The organism is Nguyenibacter vanlangensis (assembly GCF_038719015.1).
Classification (GTDB): Bacteria; Pseudomonadota; Alphaproteobacteria; order Acetobacterales; family Acetobacteraceae; genus Gluconacetobacter; species Gluconacetobacter vanlangensis.
Window position 1 is genome coordinate 2,110,639 of the sequence record NZ_CP152276.1, and the last position, 17,545, is coordinate 2,128,183.

The 17,545-nt window shown below is 64.5% G+C and carries 18 protein-coding genes and 1 tRNA gene; 4 read left to right on the forward strand and 15 right to left on the reverse strand.

Annotated features, from left to right (window positions below; translation table 11 throughout):
• Window position 1: 1 nt before the first annotated feature.
• The 6 genes from AAC691_RS09805 to AAC691_RS09830 all read right to left on the reverse strand — a co-directional run bounded on the left by AAC691_RS09805 (window position 2) and on the right by AAC691_RS09830 (window position 7,072).
• Window positions 2-775, reverse strand: coding sequence for an amino acid ABC transporter ATP-binding protein (locus AAC691_RS09805; protein ID WP_342629905.1), 774 nt, complete (start codon window positions 773-775; stop codon window positions 2-4).
• Complete coding sequence (locus AAC691_RS09810) at window positions 765-1,742, reverse strand: NAD(P)-dependent oxidoreductase (RefSeq protein WP_342629906.1); 978 nt, start codon at window positions 1,740-1,742, stop codon at window positions 765-767. The genes AAC691_RS09805 and AAC691_RS09810 overlap by 11 nt, the downstream gene beginning before the upstream one ends.
• Window positions 1,739-2,419, reverse strand: a complete 681-nt coding sequence (locus AAC691_RS09815; protein WP_342629907.1) for an amino acid ABC transporter permease — start codon at window positions 2,417-2,419, stop codon at window positions 1,739-1,741. Before AAC691_RS09815 ends, AAC691_RS09810 begins: the two co-directional genes overlap by 4 nt.
• Before the next feature lie 12 nt (window positions 2,420-2,431).
• Window positions 2,432-3,097 carry an ABC transporter permease subunit gene (locus AAC691_RS09820; protein WP_342629908.1) on the reverse strand — a complete coding sequence of 222 codons (666 nt, stop codon included), beginning with the start codon at window positions 3,095-3,097 and terminating at the stop codon, window positions 2,432-2,434.
• 60 nt (window positions 3,098-3,157) lie between these two features.
• Complete coding sequence (locus AAC691_RS09825; protein WP_342629909.1) at window positions 3,158-4,024, reverse strand: transporter substrate-binding domain-containing protein; 867 nt, start codon at window positions 4,022-4,024, stop codon at window positions 3,158-3,160.
• A gap of 123 nt (window positions 4,025-4,147) precedes the next feature.
• Complete coding sequence (locus tag AAC691_RS09830) at window positions 4,148-7,072, reverse strand: TonB-dependent receptor domain-containing protein (RefSeq protein ID WP_342629910.1); 2,925 nt, start codon at window positions 7,070-7,072, stop codon at window positions 4,148-4,150.
• A 464-nt stretch (window positions 7,073-7,536) separates the two neighbouring features.
• Between AAC691_RS09830 and AAC691_RS09835 the strand changes: the two genes are divergently transcribed.
• The 3 genes from AAC691_RS09835 to AAC691_RS09845 are packed head-to-tail and all read left to right on the forward strand — an operon-like array spanning window position 7,537 to window position 10,266.
• Window positions 7,537-7,956 carry a VOC family protein gene (locus AAC691_RS09835; RefSeq protein WP_342629911.1) on the forward strand — a complete coding sequence of 140 codons (420 nt, stop codon included), beginning with the start codon at window positions 7,537-7,539 and terminating at the stop codon, window positions 7,954-7,956.
• A 56-nt stretch (window positions 7,957-8,012) separates the two neighbouring features.
• Window positions 8,013-9,305 carry a Zn-dependent hydrolase gene (locus tag AAC691_RS09840; protein WP_342629912.1) on the forward strand — a complete coding sequence of 431 codons (1,293 nt, stop codon included), beginning with the start codon at window positions 8,013-8,015 and terminating at the stop codon, window positions 9,303-9,305.
• A gap of 16 nt (window positions 9,306-9,321) precedes the next feature.
• Complete coding sequence (locus AAC691_RS09845; protein WP_342629913.1) at window positions 9,322-10,266, forward strand: NAD(P)-dependent oxidoreductase; 945 nt, start codon at window positions 9,322-9,324, stop codon at window positions 10,264-10,266.
• Between the two features lie 7 nt (window positions 10,267-10,273).
• On the opposite strand, the gene AAC691_RS09850 is transcribed toward AAC691_RS09845, so the two are convergent.
• The 5 genes from AAC691_RS09850 to AAC691_RS09870 form a co-directional block, all read right to left on the reverse strand.
• Window positions 10,274-11,047: an SDR family oxidoreductase gene (locus AAC691_RS09850; protein WP_342629914.1), complete on the reverse strand. Its 774-nt coding sequence runs from the start codon at window positions 11,045-11,047 to the stop codon at window positions 10,274-10,276.
• Between the two features lie 35 nt (window positions 11,048-11,082).
• Window positions 11,083-11,952, reverse strand: a complete 870-nt coding sequence (locus AAC691_RS09855) for a LysR family transcriptional regulator (protein WP_342629915.1) — start codon at window positions 11,950-11,952, stop codon at window positions 11,083-11,085.
• Between the two features lie 152 nt (window positions 11,953-12,104).
• Window positions 12,105-12,644: a GNAT family N-acetyltransferase gene (locus AAC691_RS09860; RefSeq protein ID WP_408906103.1), complete on the reverse strand. Its 540-nt coding sequence runs from the start codon at window positions 12,642-12,644 to the stop codon at window positions 12,105-12,107.
• Window positions 12,645-12,903: 259 nt separating this feature from the next.
• The gene (gene ettA, locus AAC691_RS09865; RefSeq protein ID WP_176640165.1) at window positions 12,904-14,583 is read right to left on the reverse strand and encodes an energy-dependent translational throttle protein EttA; all 1,680 of its coding nucleotides are present in this window, start codon (window positions 14,581-14,583) and stop codon (window positions 12,904-12,906) included.
• An 84-nt stretch (window positions 14,584-14,667) separates the two neighbouring features.
• Window positions 14,668-14,741 (reverse strand) — tRNA-Ile (locus AAC691_RS09870).
• A gap of 167 nt (window positions 14,742-14,908) precedes the next feature.
• On the opposite strand from AAC691_RS09870, the gene ppa reads away from it, so the two are divergent.
• Entirely contained in the window at window positions 14,909-15,433 is a 525-nt protein-coding gene (ppa, locus tag AAC691_RS09875; RefSeq protein WP_323992284.1) for an inorganic diphosphatase, read from the forward strand.
• A 277-nt stretch (window positions 15,434-15,710) separates the two neighbouring features.
• On the opposite strand, the gene AAC691_RS09880 is transcribed toward ppa, so the two are convergent.
• From AAC691_RS09880 to AAC691_RS09895, 4 genes are all read right to left on the reverse strand, one after another.
• Window positions 15,711-16,208 carry a hypothetical protein gene (locus AAC691_RS09880; protein ID WP_342629916.1) on the reverse strand — a complete coding sequence of 166 codons (498 nt, stop codon included), beginning with the start codon at window positions 16,206-16,208 and terminating at the stop codon, window positions 15,711-15,713.
• A complete protein-coding gene (locus tag AAC691_RS09885) occupies window positions 16,205-16,495 on the reverse strand; it encodes a nucleotidyltransferase family protein (RefSeq protein WP_342629917.1) in 291 nt (96 codons plus the stop codon). Before AAC691_RS09885 ends, AAC691_RS09880 begins: the two co-directional genes overlap by 4 nt.
• A gap of 119 nt (window positions 16,496-16,614) precedes the next feature.
• On the reverse strand, window positions 16,615-16,974 hold the full coding sequence (locus tag AAC691_RS09890) for a YnfA family protein (RefSeq protein WP_342629918.1): 360 nt from the start codon (window positions 16,972-16,974) through the stop codon (window positions 16,615-16,617).
• A gap of 42 nt (window positions 16,975-17,016) precedes the next feature.
• Window positions 17,017-17,535 (reverse strand): hypothetical protein, encoded by a 519-nt coding sequence (locus AAC691_RS09895; RefSeq protein ID WP_342629919.1) that lies wholly within the window; start codon window positions 17,533-17,535, stop codon window positions 17,017-17,019.
• Window positions 17,536-17,545: the final 10 nt, after the last annotated feature.

Sequence of the window (17,545 nt, forward strand, 5' to 3'; positions counted from 1 at the left end):
CTCAGTGACGGATAATCTGTTGCAGGAAGGCGCGGGTGCGGTCGTGCGCCGGTGCCTGGAAAAAGACGTCCGGCACGTTCCGTTCCACGATCCGGCCGGCGTCCATGAAAATGACCTCATCCGCGACGCTGCGGGCAAAACCCATTTCATGGGTCACGCAGACCATCGTCATGCCGTCCCCGGCCAGACCGACCATGACATCCAGGACCTCCCGCGTCATTTCCGGGTCCAGGGCGGATGTCGGCTCGTCAAAGAGCATGATCCTGGGCTCCATGCACAGGGCGCGCGCAATGGCGACGCGCTGCTGCTGCCCGCCTGAAATCGCCAACGGACGCTTGTCCGCATGGGCCGAAAGCTTGACCCGCTCCAGATAGAACCGGGCCAGGCTTTCGGCCTCGGCCTTCGATTTCCCGCGCACTTTCATCGGCGCGATCATCAGGTTTTCCAGGATGCTAACATGCGGAAACAGGTTGAAATGCTGGAACACCATCCCGACATCCCGCCGAATCAGGTCCAGCCTTCTGGCTTTCCCGTTGATGGCCAGGCCGTTGATATGCAGTTCGCCGCCGTCGAATCGTTCCAGTCCGTTCATGCAGCGGATCAGCGTGGACTTCCCCGAGCCCGATGGACCGCAGATGACGACGCGCCTGCCCGGCGCGATCGAAAGGGTGACATCCTTCAGGACCTGAAAACTGCCGTAATGTTTCTGGAGCGCGCGCACGTCGATGGCGGGGACGCCGTCGGTACGCTTCGGCGCATGAGTGTTACATGTCATCGGGATATTGCTCCAGCCAGCCAAGAAAGTCGGCGACGGCCGCTGTGCCCGCGAATCGCGGTTCATGCCCCGTGTCCCGCACCAGGCGGTCGATCGAAAGCGGGGCGCGGTCGCGCTGTAGTGCCGAGCGGATATTGCTGTCCTCACCCGGGCCGGCCAGGACGACGGACGCGCCACGCAGGGCGGTCGCCATGGCGCGTCCCCATTCGACGACGGTGCTGGTGTCGCCGCTTCCTATATTATAGATGTCGTGCGTCAGTCCCGGGGCCAGCGCAAGCGCCGCGATCCCCGCGCCGGCATCGCGGCTGTACAGCCAGTCTCCCGCCATGGGCCTGTCCAGAACGGCTGGCTTGCCGCGCAGCAGCAGCGCCAGAAGCTGCGCGTGGGGGCTGAGCATGGGGCGTACCGCCGTGCCATGTTCCCAAGGGCCATAGACCGGCCCGATGCGGGCGACCCGAACATCCAGTCCATAAATTTCCCCGAGCCGAAGCGCCGTTCTTTCCGCCGCCGCCTTGCTGATGCCGTACAGGGTGGACGGCGCGAGCGGCCGGCTTTCCGGAATCTCTCCTTCTGCCGGATCCACGGGGCCATAGACCGCCACGCTGCTCGCGATCACGACGCGCTGCAGACCCGGGACGGCCCGCGCCGCCGCCATCAGCGATGCGACGCCCGAGATATTGATCTCGGTCACGCGCGCCGGCGCGGCCCGTTCCGCGTCCGGATCGGGGGTGACGGCCGCCAGATGGATGACGATATCCGGCCGGCTGGCCCCCAGCGCACGGTCAAGGTCATATGCCGAACCGATATCGCCCTGGATAAAGCCCATGCCCCGAAAGGGCGCCCTTTCCCCGAACCGTGGCGGAACGGCCGTCGTCGCGAACAGGACCGGCATATGCCCCTGCGCGAGAAGCGCTTCCGCCACGGCCAGTCCGATGGAGCCGGTGCCGCCTGTCACGAAGATTTTCAAATATCGGCCCTCCCCAACAGCGCCGCTCGCTCCATGCGCGAGACGAGGTGGGAAAACGGCCATAGCAGGACGAAAAAGATGACACCCACAGCGGTCAGGGGCGTGGGATTGTAGATCTGTTCCTGCGCGATCTGGGCGGAACGGATCAGTTCCGGAATCGCGACCAGCCCGGCGATCGACGTGGTCTTGACCAGTTCCAGGGCGTTGCTGGCCAACGGCGCGGCGACCTTGCGCAGGACCTGCGGCAGAATGAGATGGAGTGTGGCCTGCGCGCGACGAAATCCCAGGGCCAAGGCTGCTTCCATCTGCGCCGGCGGCACCGATTCGAGCCCGGCGCGGAATATTTCGCTGAAATAGCCGGTATTGTTGAGGACGATCGCAGTCACGACGGCGGAAAAGCCGCCGAGCGTGATCCCCAGAAACGGCAGGCCATAATAGATCAGGATCAACATCATCAGGACCGGAAAAGCCCTCATCAGGTCGATCAGCACCAGCATCACCCGCCGGACCCTCTGTCCCGAGAAACTGTAGAAAAGCGCGACGCAGAGCCCGCACAGCACGGCCATCGGCAACGCGGCGGCGGACAGTAGAAGCGTAAGCCGAAGCCCCTGCCACAGCAGATACCGGACCGTCGCGAGCGACGAAATATTGAAGAAATCCGTCAGGAACAGGTGCATTCCGGGTGGTCCTTAGCGCGAGAAATGCCGTTCCGTATATCGGCTGAACATGACAAGCGGAAAGAAGAACAGCAGGTAGAAGCCGGCCGCCAGTGTCAGCGGAGACGCGTTCGCCTTCATCGACATGACGCTTTGCGCGCTGCCCAGCGTTTCCTGCAGGGAAACCGCGACCCCGAACGCCGTTCCCTTCGTGATGGCGATCGTCCTGTTGGTGACGAGGGGAAGGGCCAGCCGGATCGCCTGGGGCAGGATGAAGACGAACAAGGCCCGCGGACGCCGGAATCCGAGTGCCAGGGCCGCCTCCCACTGCCCGCGCGGCACGGCGACGATGGAGGTCCAGAAGATCTCGGCCGAAAACGCGGCCAGAACCGCAGCGAGGGCCACCACCGTCGAAAAAAGGGCCGACAGGCGAATGCCCGCGTAAGGCAGCCCGAAATAGATGAAGATCAGGATCACCAACTGCGGCATGGTCCGGAAAATTTCCACATAGACGCGTATCAGTCCGCTCAGGACACGACTGGGCACGCATCGCAGCAGGGCCAGGCCGAGACCCGTTCCCAGGCCCAGGACGATGATGCACGACGCGGCACGGACCGTCACCCAGAAACCTTGAAGGACCTCCGGAAATGCCGCCCCTATGACCTGGGCATTGAAATAATTCTCGAGAATCTGATGCATGCATCGTCCGGCGCGGGAAAACGTGTTGATTGCGGTCTGGCCGGATTTCCGACAGACCGTTCAACGACAATTGAGATCATGCGGCCTGGCGTCGTACCCCGAAAATCCCGGAGGCCCGAAACCCGGATAGATGGTGGTCAGGGGATTGTCCTTTGGAGGAGCCGACCCGTACCATCTGGTATAGAGCCTGGCCAGGACGCCCTTCCGTTTCAGGCATTCGATGGCCCGTTCGGCCCGGTCGCGCAGCGCCACGTCGCCTCGGCGGAAGGCATAGGCGAAATTCCGGCCGTCGAAATCCCTGTAGGCGACTTCGATCAGCGGATTTCTGCTGGCGGCATAAATGGTGGTCGGGATTTCGTTCAGGGCCGTAAAGGCCCGCCCGGTCAAAACGGCCAGCACGGAATCAGGAAATGTCTCATAACGCTGGACCGTGAAGCCGTATCGGTTCTGGTTCTGTGCCGCCCATATGTCGGACAGAGTGCCGCGATTCACCGCCAGAATTTTTCCCCGGAGATCTTCCAGCCCCGCCATCCTTTCCCCCTTGAGCACGATGAAGCCGTTGCCCGTCGCAAAGATGGGCTCGCTGAATAGCAGCCGCTCGCTACGCTCCCGCGTTATGTTGAGGGGATTAACCGTCATGTCGATCCGGGCGGAGAACAGCGCCGGGAACAGCCCGGAAAAATTGATATCCTCGATATCGACCGCGCCGTAGCCCATGTCCCGGGCAACCGCGCGGATCAGATCGACCCCGAAGCCTTCCGGACCGTCGCGCCCCCGGACGATCCACGGTGCCACGCCGAAATCCGACCCGACCGTCAAGGTCCCGGAAGGCGACGACGACGGCGATGGCGCGGCCCCGCGCACCGTTCCCGAAACCATGACCAGCACCGCAGACAGGACAGCACCGTACAATTTCATCATCTGCATGCCCCTGGATCTTCACGGCATATCGCTAATTTCTTTCAGCGATGCCTTCCGCGCCGGCGTGGCCGGCACGTCCCGAACGGCGCGGCGGATAGCATGTTCGGGACGTGCCGGCCGGCCCTGGCGTCAGAAGGCCACGCCGGCCTGCAGCCAGACATAGCGTCCAATCATTTCTTCACCGTAAAGTCCGCTGGCCGTATTGTAAACGGCTGTCGGGATATAGGGGGGTGCCTTGTTGAACAGGTTGTTGACCCCGCCATCCAGATGCCATTTGCCGAAATCATATCCGACCGTGACGTCATGGGACGTGATCGGACTGACTCGGTAAACCGTATTGGTCTTGGCGGTCAGGTCGGTGGTGCCATTGTTTAGCACCATGCCACCCGTGAAGTTCATCATATAGCTGGCACGAAAATTCCCGTGATACCAGTTGGCGGCGAAGTAGTCCTTCACGCGCGGAAAGCCGTACCCGGCGGAATAGATCATGCGGCCGTTATAATTCAACCATGGGCCGCCCGGGCTGTTCTGCTGCTGGTAGCTGATGATTTCCTGCATATTGTTGGAAATCACCACGGTATCGTCCATCGTCAGGCGAATGGGATAGCTGAGGTCGAAGTCGATGCCGCCCGTCCGGACGCCGCCGAGATTCTGATAGACTGACGAGACCTGCGTGATCTGTCCCGAGGAACTGCGCGGCGCGACGTCGCTGCAATAGGCTGTGTTCAGCCCTTCGTAGCATTGATCAAGGATATATTGCGGATTAACGGTGCTGATGGCGTTCTTGATCGTATAATGCCAGTATTCCACAGAGATGTTCAGCCCGGGAAGGATACGCGGCGTGATGACGGTGCCGAACGTATAAGTCCGCCCCTGTTCGGGCTTCAACGCCTTGTTGCCGCCGGACAGAACCGGAAGCTGCCCCGACCAGGCCGACGTAAAGTGGTTCGCGTCCACGCCGGCCTTGGCGCAGTTCTGAACGACGGCGGAGCTGAGCCCGCCATAGGTGCGCGCTTGCGAGCAGGGATCGATCGCCGATGTCAGCGCCAGGGTATTACCGCCATACAGTTCGTAGATGCTCGGCTGGCGATAGGACGTCCCGAGCGTGGCCCGGAAACGGATATCGCGTGTGGGTGCCCAGTTGATGCTGCTTTTCCAATTCTGCGTCGAACCAAACGTGTTGTAGGACGACCAGCGGCCCTGCGCGCCCACGGTCAGATCCTTGGCGAAGGCGGCATTCTGCAGAAGGGGCACGCGCAGTTCGCCATAGACTTCGTTGGCATTGAAGCCGCCGCCGGTCGGGGCCGCGCTTTCGCCCGCAATCTGCCCGGCCGCGATCAGCGGATCGGGATGAAAGCTGCCCTGCTCGCCGCGATGTTCCATGCCGAACGCCAGGCCGACATTGCCGCCATTCTGGTACGGCAACTTGACCAGATTGTTGTTGTGAATCCGCAGGTTGAAGTCCCGGAGCTGGTAGCTGGCACTGCTGTGCTGCGTATAGCTGATGTAATGGGCGCCCTGTCCGGACCACGGCACGAAGGGATTGACGAGTTGGCAGCCGGCGGAACCCGCGCAGACGGACGGGTTATATATGATGGGGCCCGACGAGCTGCCCGGGTTGAGCTGTTCGACACCCAGTTCCTGCAGAAGATGGGCGTAATTGATGTCGTTGGTCGTCTGGAAGGCCGACTGGCTGGAACCATACGCCATGGACGCGTCGTAGTGCCAGTCGCCGAAAATCTGCCCGCGCGCGCCGGACGTCACCTGATAGGTATCGACGGCGGCACTCAGTTCGCGCGGCCCGAGTTCGGCGAAGCGCTTGTACAGGCCGACATTTTCCCCCCAGATATTGTAGGGATTCCCCGCCGGAAGCGTCAGGGAACTCAGCAGCGTGGATTCGGGATTGCCGCTGCCGGGCACACCCAGCCCCGTGATGCCGGACGTGGTGCGATGGGCATAGTTGACCTGGCTGTAAATCGTCATGTGGCGGTTGATATCGTAATGGAAGTCGCCATTCAGATTGGAGGACTGCGTATAGCCCACCATCGTCTGATCCATGCCATAATTATAGTTGTCCGACGAATTGTATTTTGAAAAGGTACCGTTGTTATTGCTGATAAGGTTCATTCCGGCCGGATCGACGCGGGTGCGGGACGTGATGGACGATCCGAAAATCGCGGCTGCGCCGGGTGCGGGGTTGTTGCTGGACGCATCGCGCGACCAGGAACGGTCGCGCTGATACGTCCCCCCCTGGGTCATGTACTGGCCGAAGAACGAGATGTTCCCCCGGTCATGATCGAAATTGAAACCCTTGTGCGCCGAAATCCGTCCCGTCCGGTCGTCGCCCACATCCGTAATGCCGCCACGCACGGAAATCGCCGCGTCGTTGACGTCGTGTCTGAGCTTGATATTGACCACGCCCGAGACGGCATCCGCGCCATAGAGTTCCGAACCGCCATCCTTCAGGATTTCGACCGACGCGATCTGGTCCGTCGCAATGGCGTTCAGGTCTACGCAGGACGTGGACGCACCCATCGTCTGGACCATCCTTTTCCCGTCAACAAGGACAAGAACGCGGGACTGTCCCAGGTTCCGCAGATCTACGCAGGACAAGCCGTTTCCCGCAATCGATTTCGCGTTGGAGGTACCTGTGGACCCGATGGACGGCAGGCGCAGCAGGTAGTCCCCGATCGTCGTCGCCGACGTGTTCTGAATATCGGCGGCCTTGACGGTCTGGACGGGGTTGGGGTCGGAGTTACGCGCGACGCCAAGGTAGGATCCGGTCACGACCACGGCCTCCGCCTCCACGGGTGCGGCCGGCTGAGATGACGGGATCGCCATCGTGCGGCTTGTCGCGGGCCTTGTCGCGGTCGCGATCCTGGCGTCCCTTTCCACGCGGGGCGACGGCACCGGGACCTTGCGGGCCACGACCGTCTTGCCGCGGGCAGGCTTGTGCGTGGGCGCATCCGATGCGGCATGCGCACCGCCGCCGCCCATCGCGACCAAGACGCATACGCCGCATAGAAGCCGGAACCGTGTTTTCGTGATGATCATCAACCCCTCCAAATCGTACCCGCCGTCCGGACGCCCACCCGATCCCGCACACGCACGTGACCGGCTATTCATTCATATTCGGGTCCCTGCCCGGATCGTCCTCGGACGATGCCGCCCCGGCATGGTTGTCCGTCGCATTGTTGTCCCGTTGCATTTCGTTATCATAGCGGAAGGGACACAACACGAAACGAAAACTATGTTCTGGCTATATAAAAACTCCCCTTCCCGTCTTGCGCACAATGTCCGGCGTTCATTCATGACGGGAAGATCCGGTATATGGAGAGAAAATCCTGCCACGATATGAGATATTACGCTTGACGAGCAATGCACGACGGGTACGCGGGATGCGTGCCGCCATCCGCGCGACCCACTAGTTTTTCTATCGTATCAAGAAACAAAATCATGCTTAACCAGCGATGGACAGCGACATAAGAGACTGAACGCACGACGTACGAGGAAAACCCATGCCCAATCCGTTTCATATCGCCTTTCCCGTCGACGACCTGGAGGCAGCCAGGCGTTTTTACGGCGAATTGCTGGGATGTCCGGAGGGACGAAGCTCCGATACGTGGATCGATTTCGATCTTTTCGGACATCAGATCGTGGCTCACCGGGTCGGCGACGATTCCAAAAACGATAGGTGCGGACTGGTCGATGCCAAAGAGGTGCAGATCCCGCATTTCGGCGTCGTTCTGGACATGGAAGATTGGAAGGCGCTGGCCGAAAAACTGACGGCCCGTGGCACCGAATTCGTCATGCCGCCGCAGATCCGCTTCGTGGGCATGCCAGGCGAGCAGGCAACGATGTTCCTTCTCGATCCGGCCGGCAATGCCATCGAGTTCAAGGCGTTCGCCGACATGAAGCAGCTCTTCGCGAAACATTAGTTCCGCGTCCGGACGGATGCGTCGCCCCGGGTATCGCGATGTGGAAGGGAAAATCGATGGAACAGACCATACATCACCCGGCAGGCGACGGCGCGCATGCCCTGGACCGAAAGGTCGCCGAATATCTGTTCTCCGCGCTTCACGATATCGGCTTCGACGGCCAGGGCATCACGCGCGCCACCTACGGGGCCGGCGAGAACGCCGCCCACCTGTTGATCGAAACCACGGCGCGCGGGATGGGTCTTGAAATCCGCCACGACTGGGCGGCCAATCTCTATGTCACCCTGCCGGGCCGCGATCGCTCCCTGCCCGCCGTCATGACCGGCTCGCACATGGACAGCGTGCCCGGTGGAGGGAACTATGATGGCGCCGCCGGCGTGGTGGCGGGTCTGACCGTCCTGGCGGCGTGGAAGACGGCGGGCTTCATCCCCGACCGCGATGTGACGGTGATGGCGATCCGGGCAGAAGAAAGCGCGTGGTTTCCTATTTCCTATCTCGGCAGCAAGGCGGCCTTCGGGCTGCTGGGCGAAAGCGACCTTGAAACCCCGCGCAATGACGGTGCCGGCACGCTGGCGGACATGATCCGCCTGGCCGGTGGCCGACCCGACGACCTGGCGCAGCCGGCGCTGCATCCGGCGGCGATCGACAGCTTCATCGAACTGCATATCGAACAAGGCCCCGTCCTGCTGGAGCGGGATTACCCGGTCGGAATCGTCAGCGGGATCTGTGGCAGCATACGCTACCGTTCGGCAGCCATTCACGGGCAATATGCCCATTCCGGCGCGACGCCCCGGAATTACCGCGCCGACACCGTCATCGCCGGCGCGGCGTTCATGCTGGCCATACAGCGGGAATGGATCCGGCGCGAAGACGCCGGTCAGGAAATGACCCTGACGTTCGGCGTCTGCCGTACCGAAGCCGACCTGGCGCATTTCAGCGCCGTGGCCGGGCGGCTTGATTTTTCGATCGACGTGCGCTCGCGCGATACGCGCCTGCTACGCGAGGTCGATGACTTCATCCATGCCCAGGCCCGCGCGATCGGACAGGCGCATCATGTCCGCATCGCCCTGGGCCAGCAGACGTCTACCACCCCTTCGGTATCGGATGACGCGCTGGTGCAGCGCGCGATGGACAGCGCCACGGGCATGGGCATTCCGGCGATCGGCATGCCCAGCGGTGCGGGCCATGACACCGCGCTGTTCGCCACGCAGGGCATTCCGACCCTCATGATCTTCGTCCGCAACGAACACGGAAGCCATAATCCCATGGAAAGCATGGAACTTTCTGATTTCATGCAAGGCTGCGCCGTTCTGGAAGCCGTCCTGCGCGGCCGCGCCACGACCAGCTGAACCGGGCGGATCGACGATGCTGTGCTGTTTCGTGACCCAGCCGATCGACGACCATGCCGTCGCGTTCCTGCGCGAACATGGCGTCGCGGTGCGGTTCGCGTCACGCGCCACGATGGAATGCGTTGCGGCGGAAATAGGCGATGCGCAGGCGGTCATTACACGCGATCTCGGCCTGGACGGCGCTGCGATCCGTAGCGCGTCCGCGCTGCGCATCATCGCCTCGCACGGCGCGGGCACGAACAACATCGCGATCGCCGAGGCCAGGGCGCGTGGGATCGTCGTCACGCGGACCCCAGGCGCGAACAGCCGTTCGGTGGCTGAACTGACGATCGGGCTGATGCTCGCCGCCGCCCGACGACTTTGCGATGCCGACAGGGCGGTCCGCGCGGGACACTGGGATTTTCGCTATGATAGCGGCGGCGTCGAACTGCATGGCCGCACGCTCGGCCTGGTCGGATTCGGCGCCGTGGCCCGGCATGTGGCGTGGATCGCGGGCCACGGCTTCGGCATGACCGTCCATGCCTGGTCCCCCAGCGTGCCCGATTGCGTCTTCGCCGACCATGACGTCCGGCGTGCGCCCGACCTGCCGTCCCTGGCCGGCGCGTCGGACATCCTGTCGCTGCACAGGCCGTCCGACCCGGGCCAGCCGCCGATTTTCGACGCCGGACTGGCCCAGGTCCTTCGTCCCGGCACCATCCTGGTCAATACCAGCCGCGGCTCTGCCATCGACAGCCGGACCCTGCTGGCGGCGCTGGCAGACGGTCGAGTTGGCGCGGCGGGGCTGGACGTCCTGCCGCAGGAGCCCCCATCCGCGCACGAGCCACTGCTGGCAAGCGACCGCGTCGCGCTGTCACCCCATATCGGCGGCGCGACGGCCGAGGCCCTGCGCCGTACGGCGATGACTTGCGCCCGTCAGGTCCTGGACGTCCTGTCGGGCCGCGCGCCGCCCGACAGGCTGTAGGCACCCGTCAGAGCGACCCCACCAGGCCGCCGTCGACGCGGACGAGCGTCCCCGTTACATAACCGGCGCGCGCGCTGGCCAGAAACGTCACCATATCCGCGAATTCGGCCGGGTCGCCGTACCGTTTCATCGGAATGGCGTCCCGCGACGCGCGGGATACGTCCTCGACCGGCCGGCCCTGGCGGGCCGCCGCCGCCACGTTCAGGCTATCGACCCGCCGCGTGTGGATGCGCCCCGGCACGACCGAATTCACGGTGACGCCGTCCGCCGCCACTTCCACCGACAGGGTCTTGGCCCATCCGACAAGCGCGGGGCGCAGCGTATTGGACAACGCGAGATTCGCGATCGGCTGCAGCACGCCGGACGAGATGATATTGATGATCCTGCCGAACTTCCTCTGCCGCATGCCGGGAAGGTACATTTCGACCGTGGCGATCGGCACGCGCACCATGGCGGTGAAATACCGGTCCAGATCCGCCATGTCGATATGGGCGGCATCGCCCGGCGGCGGGCCGCCGCAATTCGTCACGACGATATCGACGTCGGCGATATCCTTTTTTATGCCGAAGAGCGGCGTCATGTCCTGAAAGTCGGCGACATGGATCGACGCCCGGCCGCCCGCGGCGCGGATGGCGTCGCACGATGCCTCAAGCGACTGGCGATGCCGGCCGGTCAGAACGACATGCGCGCCCTCGCGGGCAAGGCTGGCGGCACAGGCATAGCCCAGTCCCTGGCTCGACCCCATGACCAGGGCGACCCGCCCCGCAAGACCCAGATCCATCCCGTCCTCCCGATTTCATCCCATCCCGTGGCGCGTCAGAACGCGCAGCTTTCGAGATTTTCCCTGAACTTGCGGATCGCGTCGCTGTTGGACGACGACAATGTCCAGAGAAATCCGATATGCCGCTGCGGACAATCGTCGGGCAGCGCCAGCTTACGCACGGACAGTCCCGATGGCCATGGCGGCGCCCAGTCCGGCAGCAGTGCCACGCCGATATTGTGGCTGACCATGATGCTGATCGCCTCCAGCGCGTCCATGTCGAGCTGACTTTTGGGAACGATTCCGTTCTGGCGCATGAAATTATCGACGATGCGTCCTCCCCACTGGCTTCTGTCGTAGCGCAGGAAAAGGTGATTCTTCAGCACCTCGATCGGGTCCGTCATCGCGCACTTGTCCGACGTCAGCACGATCATGGGTTCGGAACGCAGCCTGACCCATCCGCATGACTTGGGAACGGGAAAGGGCGGTTCCACGATGACCGCGCCATCCAAGCGGCCCATGAAGACGTCGTCATATAGCTTCAGCGACTGGCCTGGCGTCACCTGCAGCTCGACATTGGGATTTTCCGCAAGGAAGCTCTTGATCGCCTGGGGAAACAGTCCCGTCAGGGCGGAGGATATCGCACCGATATGCAGGTTGCCGGCCAGCGTGTCGTGACTTGCGATCCGCTTGAGTTCCATGGCGGCGGAAATGATCTCGCGGCTCTTGTCCAGGATCGCGCAGCCCGACGGCGTGGGCACGACCGTGCGCCCCACCCGCATCAGCAAAGGCTGCCGGATCTGGTCTTCCAGGGCCTTGATCCGCTGGGACACGGCGGCGGGCGTAATGCCGAGCTGCCTTGCCGCATCGGCGATCGAGCCACGCTCGACGACGGACAGGAAACTTTCAAGGAACCTGATGTCCATACTCTCTCCCTGGCGGATGCACGGCGGCACGATTCGGCCGTGTGGGCGACGACACGCGGACAAGGCGCCCATCAGGATGGCTGGATATCCGGTGGAACTCAAATGCCGACCGGCGCCGGCGTGCCTCCTCGCCTGTCGGGGATCGGTCCCTTCTATTCCACCAGCCTGACCGGCCGGCGCGGCGGCAGGGGCGGCAGCGGGTCGGGGCGCTGTTCGCGCACGCTTTCATAGACCAGCATCTGGTGCCCGTCGCGCATGAAGCTGTCGCACAGGGTCATGCCGATTCCGCCCAGGATGGTGCGCGAGGCGATATTGGTTTCGCGCGCCACCGCGATGATCCGGCGTATGCCGTTGTCGTGCGCGAAATTCAGCACCGCCCATGCGGCCTCGCTCGCCAGGCCGCGCCCGGCGGCCCAGGGCCATAGCGCGAAGCGCAGCCCCAGCCCGCGCCCGTCCGGGCGTTCATGCAGTCCCGTCATGCCGATGAAGCGGCCGTCCTCGCGAATCGCGAAGATGCCCACGCCGTTCCGCGCCCAGCAGGCCAGGTCGTCGGCCATTTCCATTTCGGCCTGCTGGCGGCCGCGCACGCCGCCCAGCATCATGCCGAACGCCCCGGCATCGGCCTTGAGCCGCGCCATGTCGTCCATGTCGCGCCAGGCGATCGGCTCCAGCACCAGCCGGCCGGTGCGGATATGGCCGCCGGGAACGGGCGAGCGCGCCGCCCAGCCGATCGGGGCGGCGGGCTGGCCCCAGGGGCCGCGCCGCGGGTGACGGGCGGCGGGCGCGGCCTCGGCGCCGTCCCCACGCCCCGGCCCGGCATCGCGCCCCTGCCCGGCATCGTACACAGGCGGCGCGCCCGCCCCCTGCGGCGGCGGCGCCCCGTCGCTCATGCCCGCCTCCGGGCCGCCGGGCGGGCGCGCCGGGGCCGCCCGGCCCGCTTCTCCCGCGGGGTCAGCGCGCCAGCGGGCGGTACTTGATCCGCCCGGGCTCGGTCGCGTCAGGCCCGAGTCGACGTCGCTTGTCCTCTTCATAGGCCTGGAAATTACCCTCGAACCATTCGACGTGGCTGTCGCCCTCGAAGGCCAGGATATGGGTGGCCAGGCGGTCCAGGAACCAGCGGTCATGGCTGATGATCACGGCGCAGCCGGCGAATTCCGCCAGGGCGTCTTCCAGCGCGCGCAGCGTATCGACATCGAGGTCGTTGGTCGGTTCGTCCAGCAGGATGACGTTGCTTTCCTGGCGCAGCATCTTCGCCAGGTGCACGCGGTTGCGCTCGCCGCCCGACAGGATGCCGACCTTCTTCTGCTGGTCCGGGCCCTTGAAGTTGAAGGCGCCGACATAGGCGCGCGACGGCACCGCGCGCTTGCCCAGATAGATGACGTCGGTGCCACCCGAGATTTCCTCCCAGACGGTCTTGTCGTCGTCCAGGCTGTCGCGCGACTGATCGACATAGCCGAGCTTGACCGTGTCGCCGACCTTCAGCGATCCGGCATCGGGCTGCTCCTGCCCCACGATCATGCGGAACAGGGTGGACTTGCCCGCGCCGTTCGGCCCGATCACGCCGACGATGCCGCCGGGCGGCAGCTTGAAGCTGAGATCGTCGATCAGCAGCCGGTTGCCGAACGCCTTGCGCAGATCCTCGGCCTCGATGACCGTGCCGCCCAGGCGGGGGCCCGGCGGGATGACGATGTCGGCGGTGCCGCCCGCGCGCTCGGCGTTCTGGGCCAGCATTTCCTCGTACCGGGCGATACGCGACTTGCTCTTGGCCTGGCGCGCCTTGGGGCTGGAGCCGATCCATTCCTGCTCGGCGGCCAGGGCGCGCTGGCGGGCGCTCTCTTCCTTTTCCTCCTGGGCCAGGCGCTTGCGCTTCTGCTCGAGCCAGGAGGAGTAGTTGCCCTGGAACGGGAAGCCCCGGCCACGCTCCAGCTCGAGGATCCAGTTGGTGACGTTGTCGAGGAAGTAGCGGTCATGGGTGATGACCATCACCGTGCCCTGGTAGTCGCGCAGCGTGCGTTCCAGCCAGGCGACGCTTTCGGCGTCGAGATGGTTGGTCGGCTCGTCCAGCAGCAGCAGGTCGGGCTTTTCCAGCAGCAGGCGGCACAGCGCCACGCGCCGGCGCTCGCCGCCCGACAGGCGGGTCACCGCGCTGTCGGCCGGGGGGCAGCGCAGCGCGTCCAGCGCGATGTCGATCTTGCGGTCCAGTTCCCAGCCGTCGCCGGCATCGATCTTTTCCTGCAGCTCGGCCTGTTCGGCCAGGAGGGCGGTCATCTCGTCGTCCGACATCGGCTCGGCGAACGCCATCGAGATCTCGTTGAAGCGGTCGACCGCGCGCTTCAGCTCGCCGAAGCCCAGGGCCACGTTCTCGCCGACGGTCAGCGATTCGTCCAGCTTCGGCTCCTGCTCCAGATAGCCGATCTTCATGCCCTCGGCGGCCCAGGCCTCGCCGCCAAACTCCTTCTCGATTCCCGCCATGATCTTCAGCAGGGTGGATTTGCCGGCGCCGTTGACGCCCAGCACGCCGATCTTCACCCCCGGCAGGAAGGAGAGGGTGATGCCCTTGAAGACCTCGCGCCCGCCCGGATACGCCTTGGTCAGGTCCTTCATCACATAGACATATTGCGTGGCGGCCATGACGAAGGCTCCCGATATCCGAACAAGGTGAAGAGGGTCGTGCGGACCGCGCCCCCGAACCGGGGGACGGGCCGTGCGACGGCCTGCGCCCGGCAGGACTTGAACCCGCAACCAAGCCGTTATGAGCGGCCCGCTCTGACCAATTGAGCTACGGGCGCGCAGGCCGGTCCTGACTTCGCGCATGTGCGGCGGTTTGGCAAGGTCCGGCGTGCCGGGCGGCCGCGAATTCGTCCCGAGCCGGCGCAATTCGGCCCGTGCTTGGCAAGGCCCGCGCGCCCCGATAGGGTCGGCGACGTCTTCCCATGCCGTGAAAAGGAACGCCGCCATGGACGTATCGAAACTGTCGCCCGGCAAGGACGTGCCGTTCGACATCAACGTCGTCATCGAGATCCCCCAGGGCTCGTCGGTCAAATACGAGATCGACAAGGAGAGCGGCGCCATCGTGGTCGACCGCGTTCTCTTCACGCCCATGGCCTATCCGGCGGCATATGGCTTCATCCCCGGCACGCTGGCCGCCGACGGCGACCCGGCCGACGCGCTGGTGCTGATCCCGGCCCCGGTGGTGCCCGGCGCGGTGATCCGCGCGCGGCCGATCGGCATGCTGCGCATGGAGGACGAAAGCGGCCAGGACGAGAAGATCGTCTGCGTGCCGCATGACAAGGTGCACCCGCACTATGCCACGGTCGAGAAGATCGCCGACCTGCCTGAGATCACCATCCAGGCGATCGAGCATTTCTTCACCCGCTACAAGGACCTGGAGAAGGGCAAGTGGGTCAAGGTGGCCGGCTGGGCCGGGCGCGAGGAAGCCGGCGAGGTGATCACCGCCGCGATCGCCGCGGCCCAGAAGTAAGGCGCGGGGACAGCGCGCCGAAATAGCCTTTCAGGCAGTTTCCCGGATCCGGCGGCCATTGGATTTCGGATTCGGGGAACGCGGCCCCGCCAGAGGCCTCGGCCCTTGGAACCCGTATTTTAGGTCTTGGGGTGCAGGGCATCATGCCCTGCCGGGTCCGGGCGGCGCCCGGCTGTAGAGCAGATCGCTGCCGATGACGCAGGCGATCTTCGCCTCGCCAATGCGATGCATGCGGCTTGCTATATCGTCCAGAAAATTCTAACTTTAGAAGTGAATCTTATTTTTCATAAAATAAAATTCGCCGGACGGCTATTCTTACTGGACTTTCCCCGGCTGTTAACGCAGCCGTAAGCGACCCTTCTATTTTGGTTTTATGGCCAACCATTCGGCACAGATCGCTATAGACTACTCTTTGCGTGCTGCCTGGCCGTCTCATACTCTTGCTGTCAAGAATAATATCAAGAGCGCGAACATGCCGTTCCGGCACATCCATCTCCGGACCGTTTGATGTCGAGATCGGCGCGCTGAGGCGCAGCAAAACTTCTCGGCAGCCGCCTTGATCGATCGAGCCCTCGCGCTCAGCCTTGGCTTCCTCAAGCACTCCCGAGACGGTTACTATTGCCGGCTCATAGGGGAGGACCGGCTCCCTGCATAGCGCCGGCTGAGTCGCCAACTGCAATGGCAGGATGGCCCAAAAGCTCATCAGGCGCGTTCGGTTCGAGCGGATTTTAGATCTTCCAATGTAGATGTCCACGATGCCAGCGTCGTCGTTCATACCGGGTGGGCTTCCGCCAGCACGCGGTCACGAAAGCGGGCGGGCAGGTCGCCGGCCGTCAGCACGTCGATCCGGATCCCCAGCAGGTCCTCGAGATCGCTTTGCAATGCCCCCAGGTCGAACAGCGTCGTGCCGGCCGGCGCATCGACCAGAAGATCGAGATCACTGCCCTCGCGATCCTCTCCGCGCAGCACGGAGCCAAAAATGCGGGGATTGCCCAGACGGTGCGCCGCGGTCAGCGCCAGGATATGCGCGCGATGCGTCGTCAGGGCGACTGAAGGCTTCATCTGCCGTCTCTCCGCCTGCCGTTGCCGTCCGCCGTTACCGTGCGCCGTTGCCGTTTGCCATCATAGCAGCCCGACTTCATTTCATCGGTTTCAATTCGTTTTTTAGCGCTTTTTCGTCCTTATCGCCCCGGCGCGCGGCCGGCGGAGAGGATGAGAGCGGCGCCGGCCAGGCACAACGCCGCCCCGGCCAGGTCGCGCGCCGTGACGGGCCGTCCTTCGGCCAGGCGCAGCCAGGCCAGCGCGGCCACGATATAGATCCCGCCATAGGCGGCGAAGGCCCGTCCCGCCGCGTCGCTGTCCGCCAGGGTCAGCAGCCAGCCGAACAGCGCCAGGCAGGCCATGCCCGGCAGCAGCACCCAGGCCCCCGCCCCTTCGCGCCGCCAGCACCACCAGGCATAGCATCCGCCGATCTCGCACAGCGCGGCCGCGCCGAAGAGGGCGAGCGAGACCGCGATTGCCCGCGTGCCGGAGTCCTGCATGTCAGACCCAGCCCATCAGATCCAACCCCTCAGATCCATCCATCAGACCCAATCGGGGCGAAAGCGCGCGGCGACGATCCGGTTTTCCGCGAGTTCCTGCCGCATTCCCTCGCGCAGGGCCGCCGGCACCACCGCCACCACCCGGTCGAACCACCGGCTCTGCCCCGTCACCCGCGCGCGGAACAGGTCCGCCAGCGCGGCCGACAGCCCCCCGCCCGGCAGGCAGCAGGCGCAGCCCGCGCCGTGCGCGCCGCCGGATGCGAAGGGGCCCGGCGCCGGCAGGGGCACGATATCCAGCCAGCCGTCTTCCCAGCCGTCTTCCTGGCCGCCGGCTTTCTCGGCCGGCGTGCCGCAGGCCAGCACGATGGCAGCCGGGTCCGGCGCCGTCGCGGCGAATTCGGCCTCGTCCAGCAGGTCCAGCCTGATGCGTCCCGTATCGGCGCCCCTATCCGCGCCCCTGTCCGCGTCCCTATCCGCGCCCATTTCCCGCTCCTTCATCCGTCCTGTGCCGCCCTGTGCCGCGTGGCCCGGCACCCCATATCGGTATGGAATGCTGGACATGCATCGTGCC

Coding starts and splice junctions, on each gene's coding strand:
- AAC691_RS09805 (WP_342629905.1), bottom strand. CDS start 775: ATGACATGTAACACTCATGCGCCGAAGCGTACCGACGGCGTCCCCGCC.
- AAC691_RS09815 (WP_342629907.1), bottom strand. CDS start 2,419: ATGCACCTGTTCCTGACGGATTTCTTCAATATTTCGTCGCTCGCGACG.
- AAC691_RS09820 (WP_342629908.1), bottom strand. CDS start 3,097: ATGCATCAGATTCTCGAGAATTATTTCAATGCCCAGGTCATAGGGGCG.
- AAC691_RS09825 (WP_342629909.1), bottom strand. CDS start 4,024: ATGCAGATGATGAAATTGTACGGTGCTGTCCTGTCTGCGGTGCTGGTC.
- AAC691_RS09830 (WP_342629910.1), bottom strand. CDS start 7,072: ATGATCATCACGAAAACACGGTTCCGGCTTCTATGCGGCGTATGCGTC.
- AAC691_RS09835 (WP_342629911.1), top strand. CDS start 7,537: ATGCCCAATCCGTTTCATATCGCCTTTCCCGTCGACGACCTGGAGGCA.
- AAC691_RS09840 (WP_342629912.1), top strand. CDS start 8,013: ATGGAACAGACCATACATCACCCGGCAGGCGACGGCGCGCATGCCCTG.
- AAC691_RS09845 (WP_342629913.1), top strand. CDS start 9,322: ATGCTGTGCTGTTTCGTGACCCAGCCGATCGACGACCATGCCGTCGCG.
- AAC691_RS09850 (WP_342629914.1), bottom strand. CDS start 11,047: ATGGATCTGGGTCTTGCGGGGCGGGTCGCCCTGGTCATGGGGTCGAGC.
- AAC691_RS09855 (WP_342629915.1), bottom strand. CDS start 11,952: ATGGACATCAGGTTCCTTGAAAGTTTCCTGTCCGTCGTCGAGCGTGGC.
- ettA (WP_176640165.1), bottom strand. CDS start 14,583: ATGGCCGCCACGCAATATGTCTATGTGATGAAGGACCTGACCAAGGCG.
- ppa (WP_323992284.1), top strand. CDS start 14,909: ATGGACGTATCGAAACTGTCGCCCGGCAAGGACGTGCCGTTCGACATC.
- AAC691_RS09880 (WP_342629916.1), bottom strand. CDS start 16,208: ATGAACGACGACGCTGGCATCGTGGACATCTACATTGGAAGATCTAAA.
- AAC691_RS09885 (WP_342629917.1), bottom strand. CDS start 16,495: ATGAAGCCTTCAGTCGCCCTGACGACGCATCGCGCGCATATCCTGGCG.
- AAC691_RS09890 (WP_342629918.1), bottom strand. CDS start 16,974: ATGCAGGACTCCGGCACGCGGGCAATCGCGGTCTCGCTCGCCCTCTTC.
- AAC691_RS09895 (WP_342629919.1), bottom strand. CDS start 17,535: ATGTCCAGCATTCCATACCGATATGGGGTGCCGGGCCACGCGGCACAG.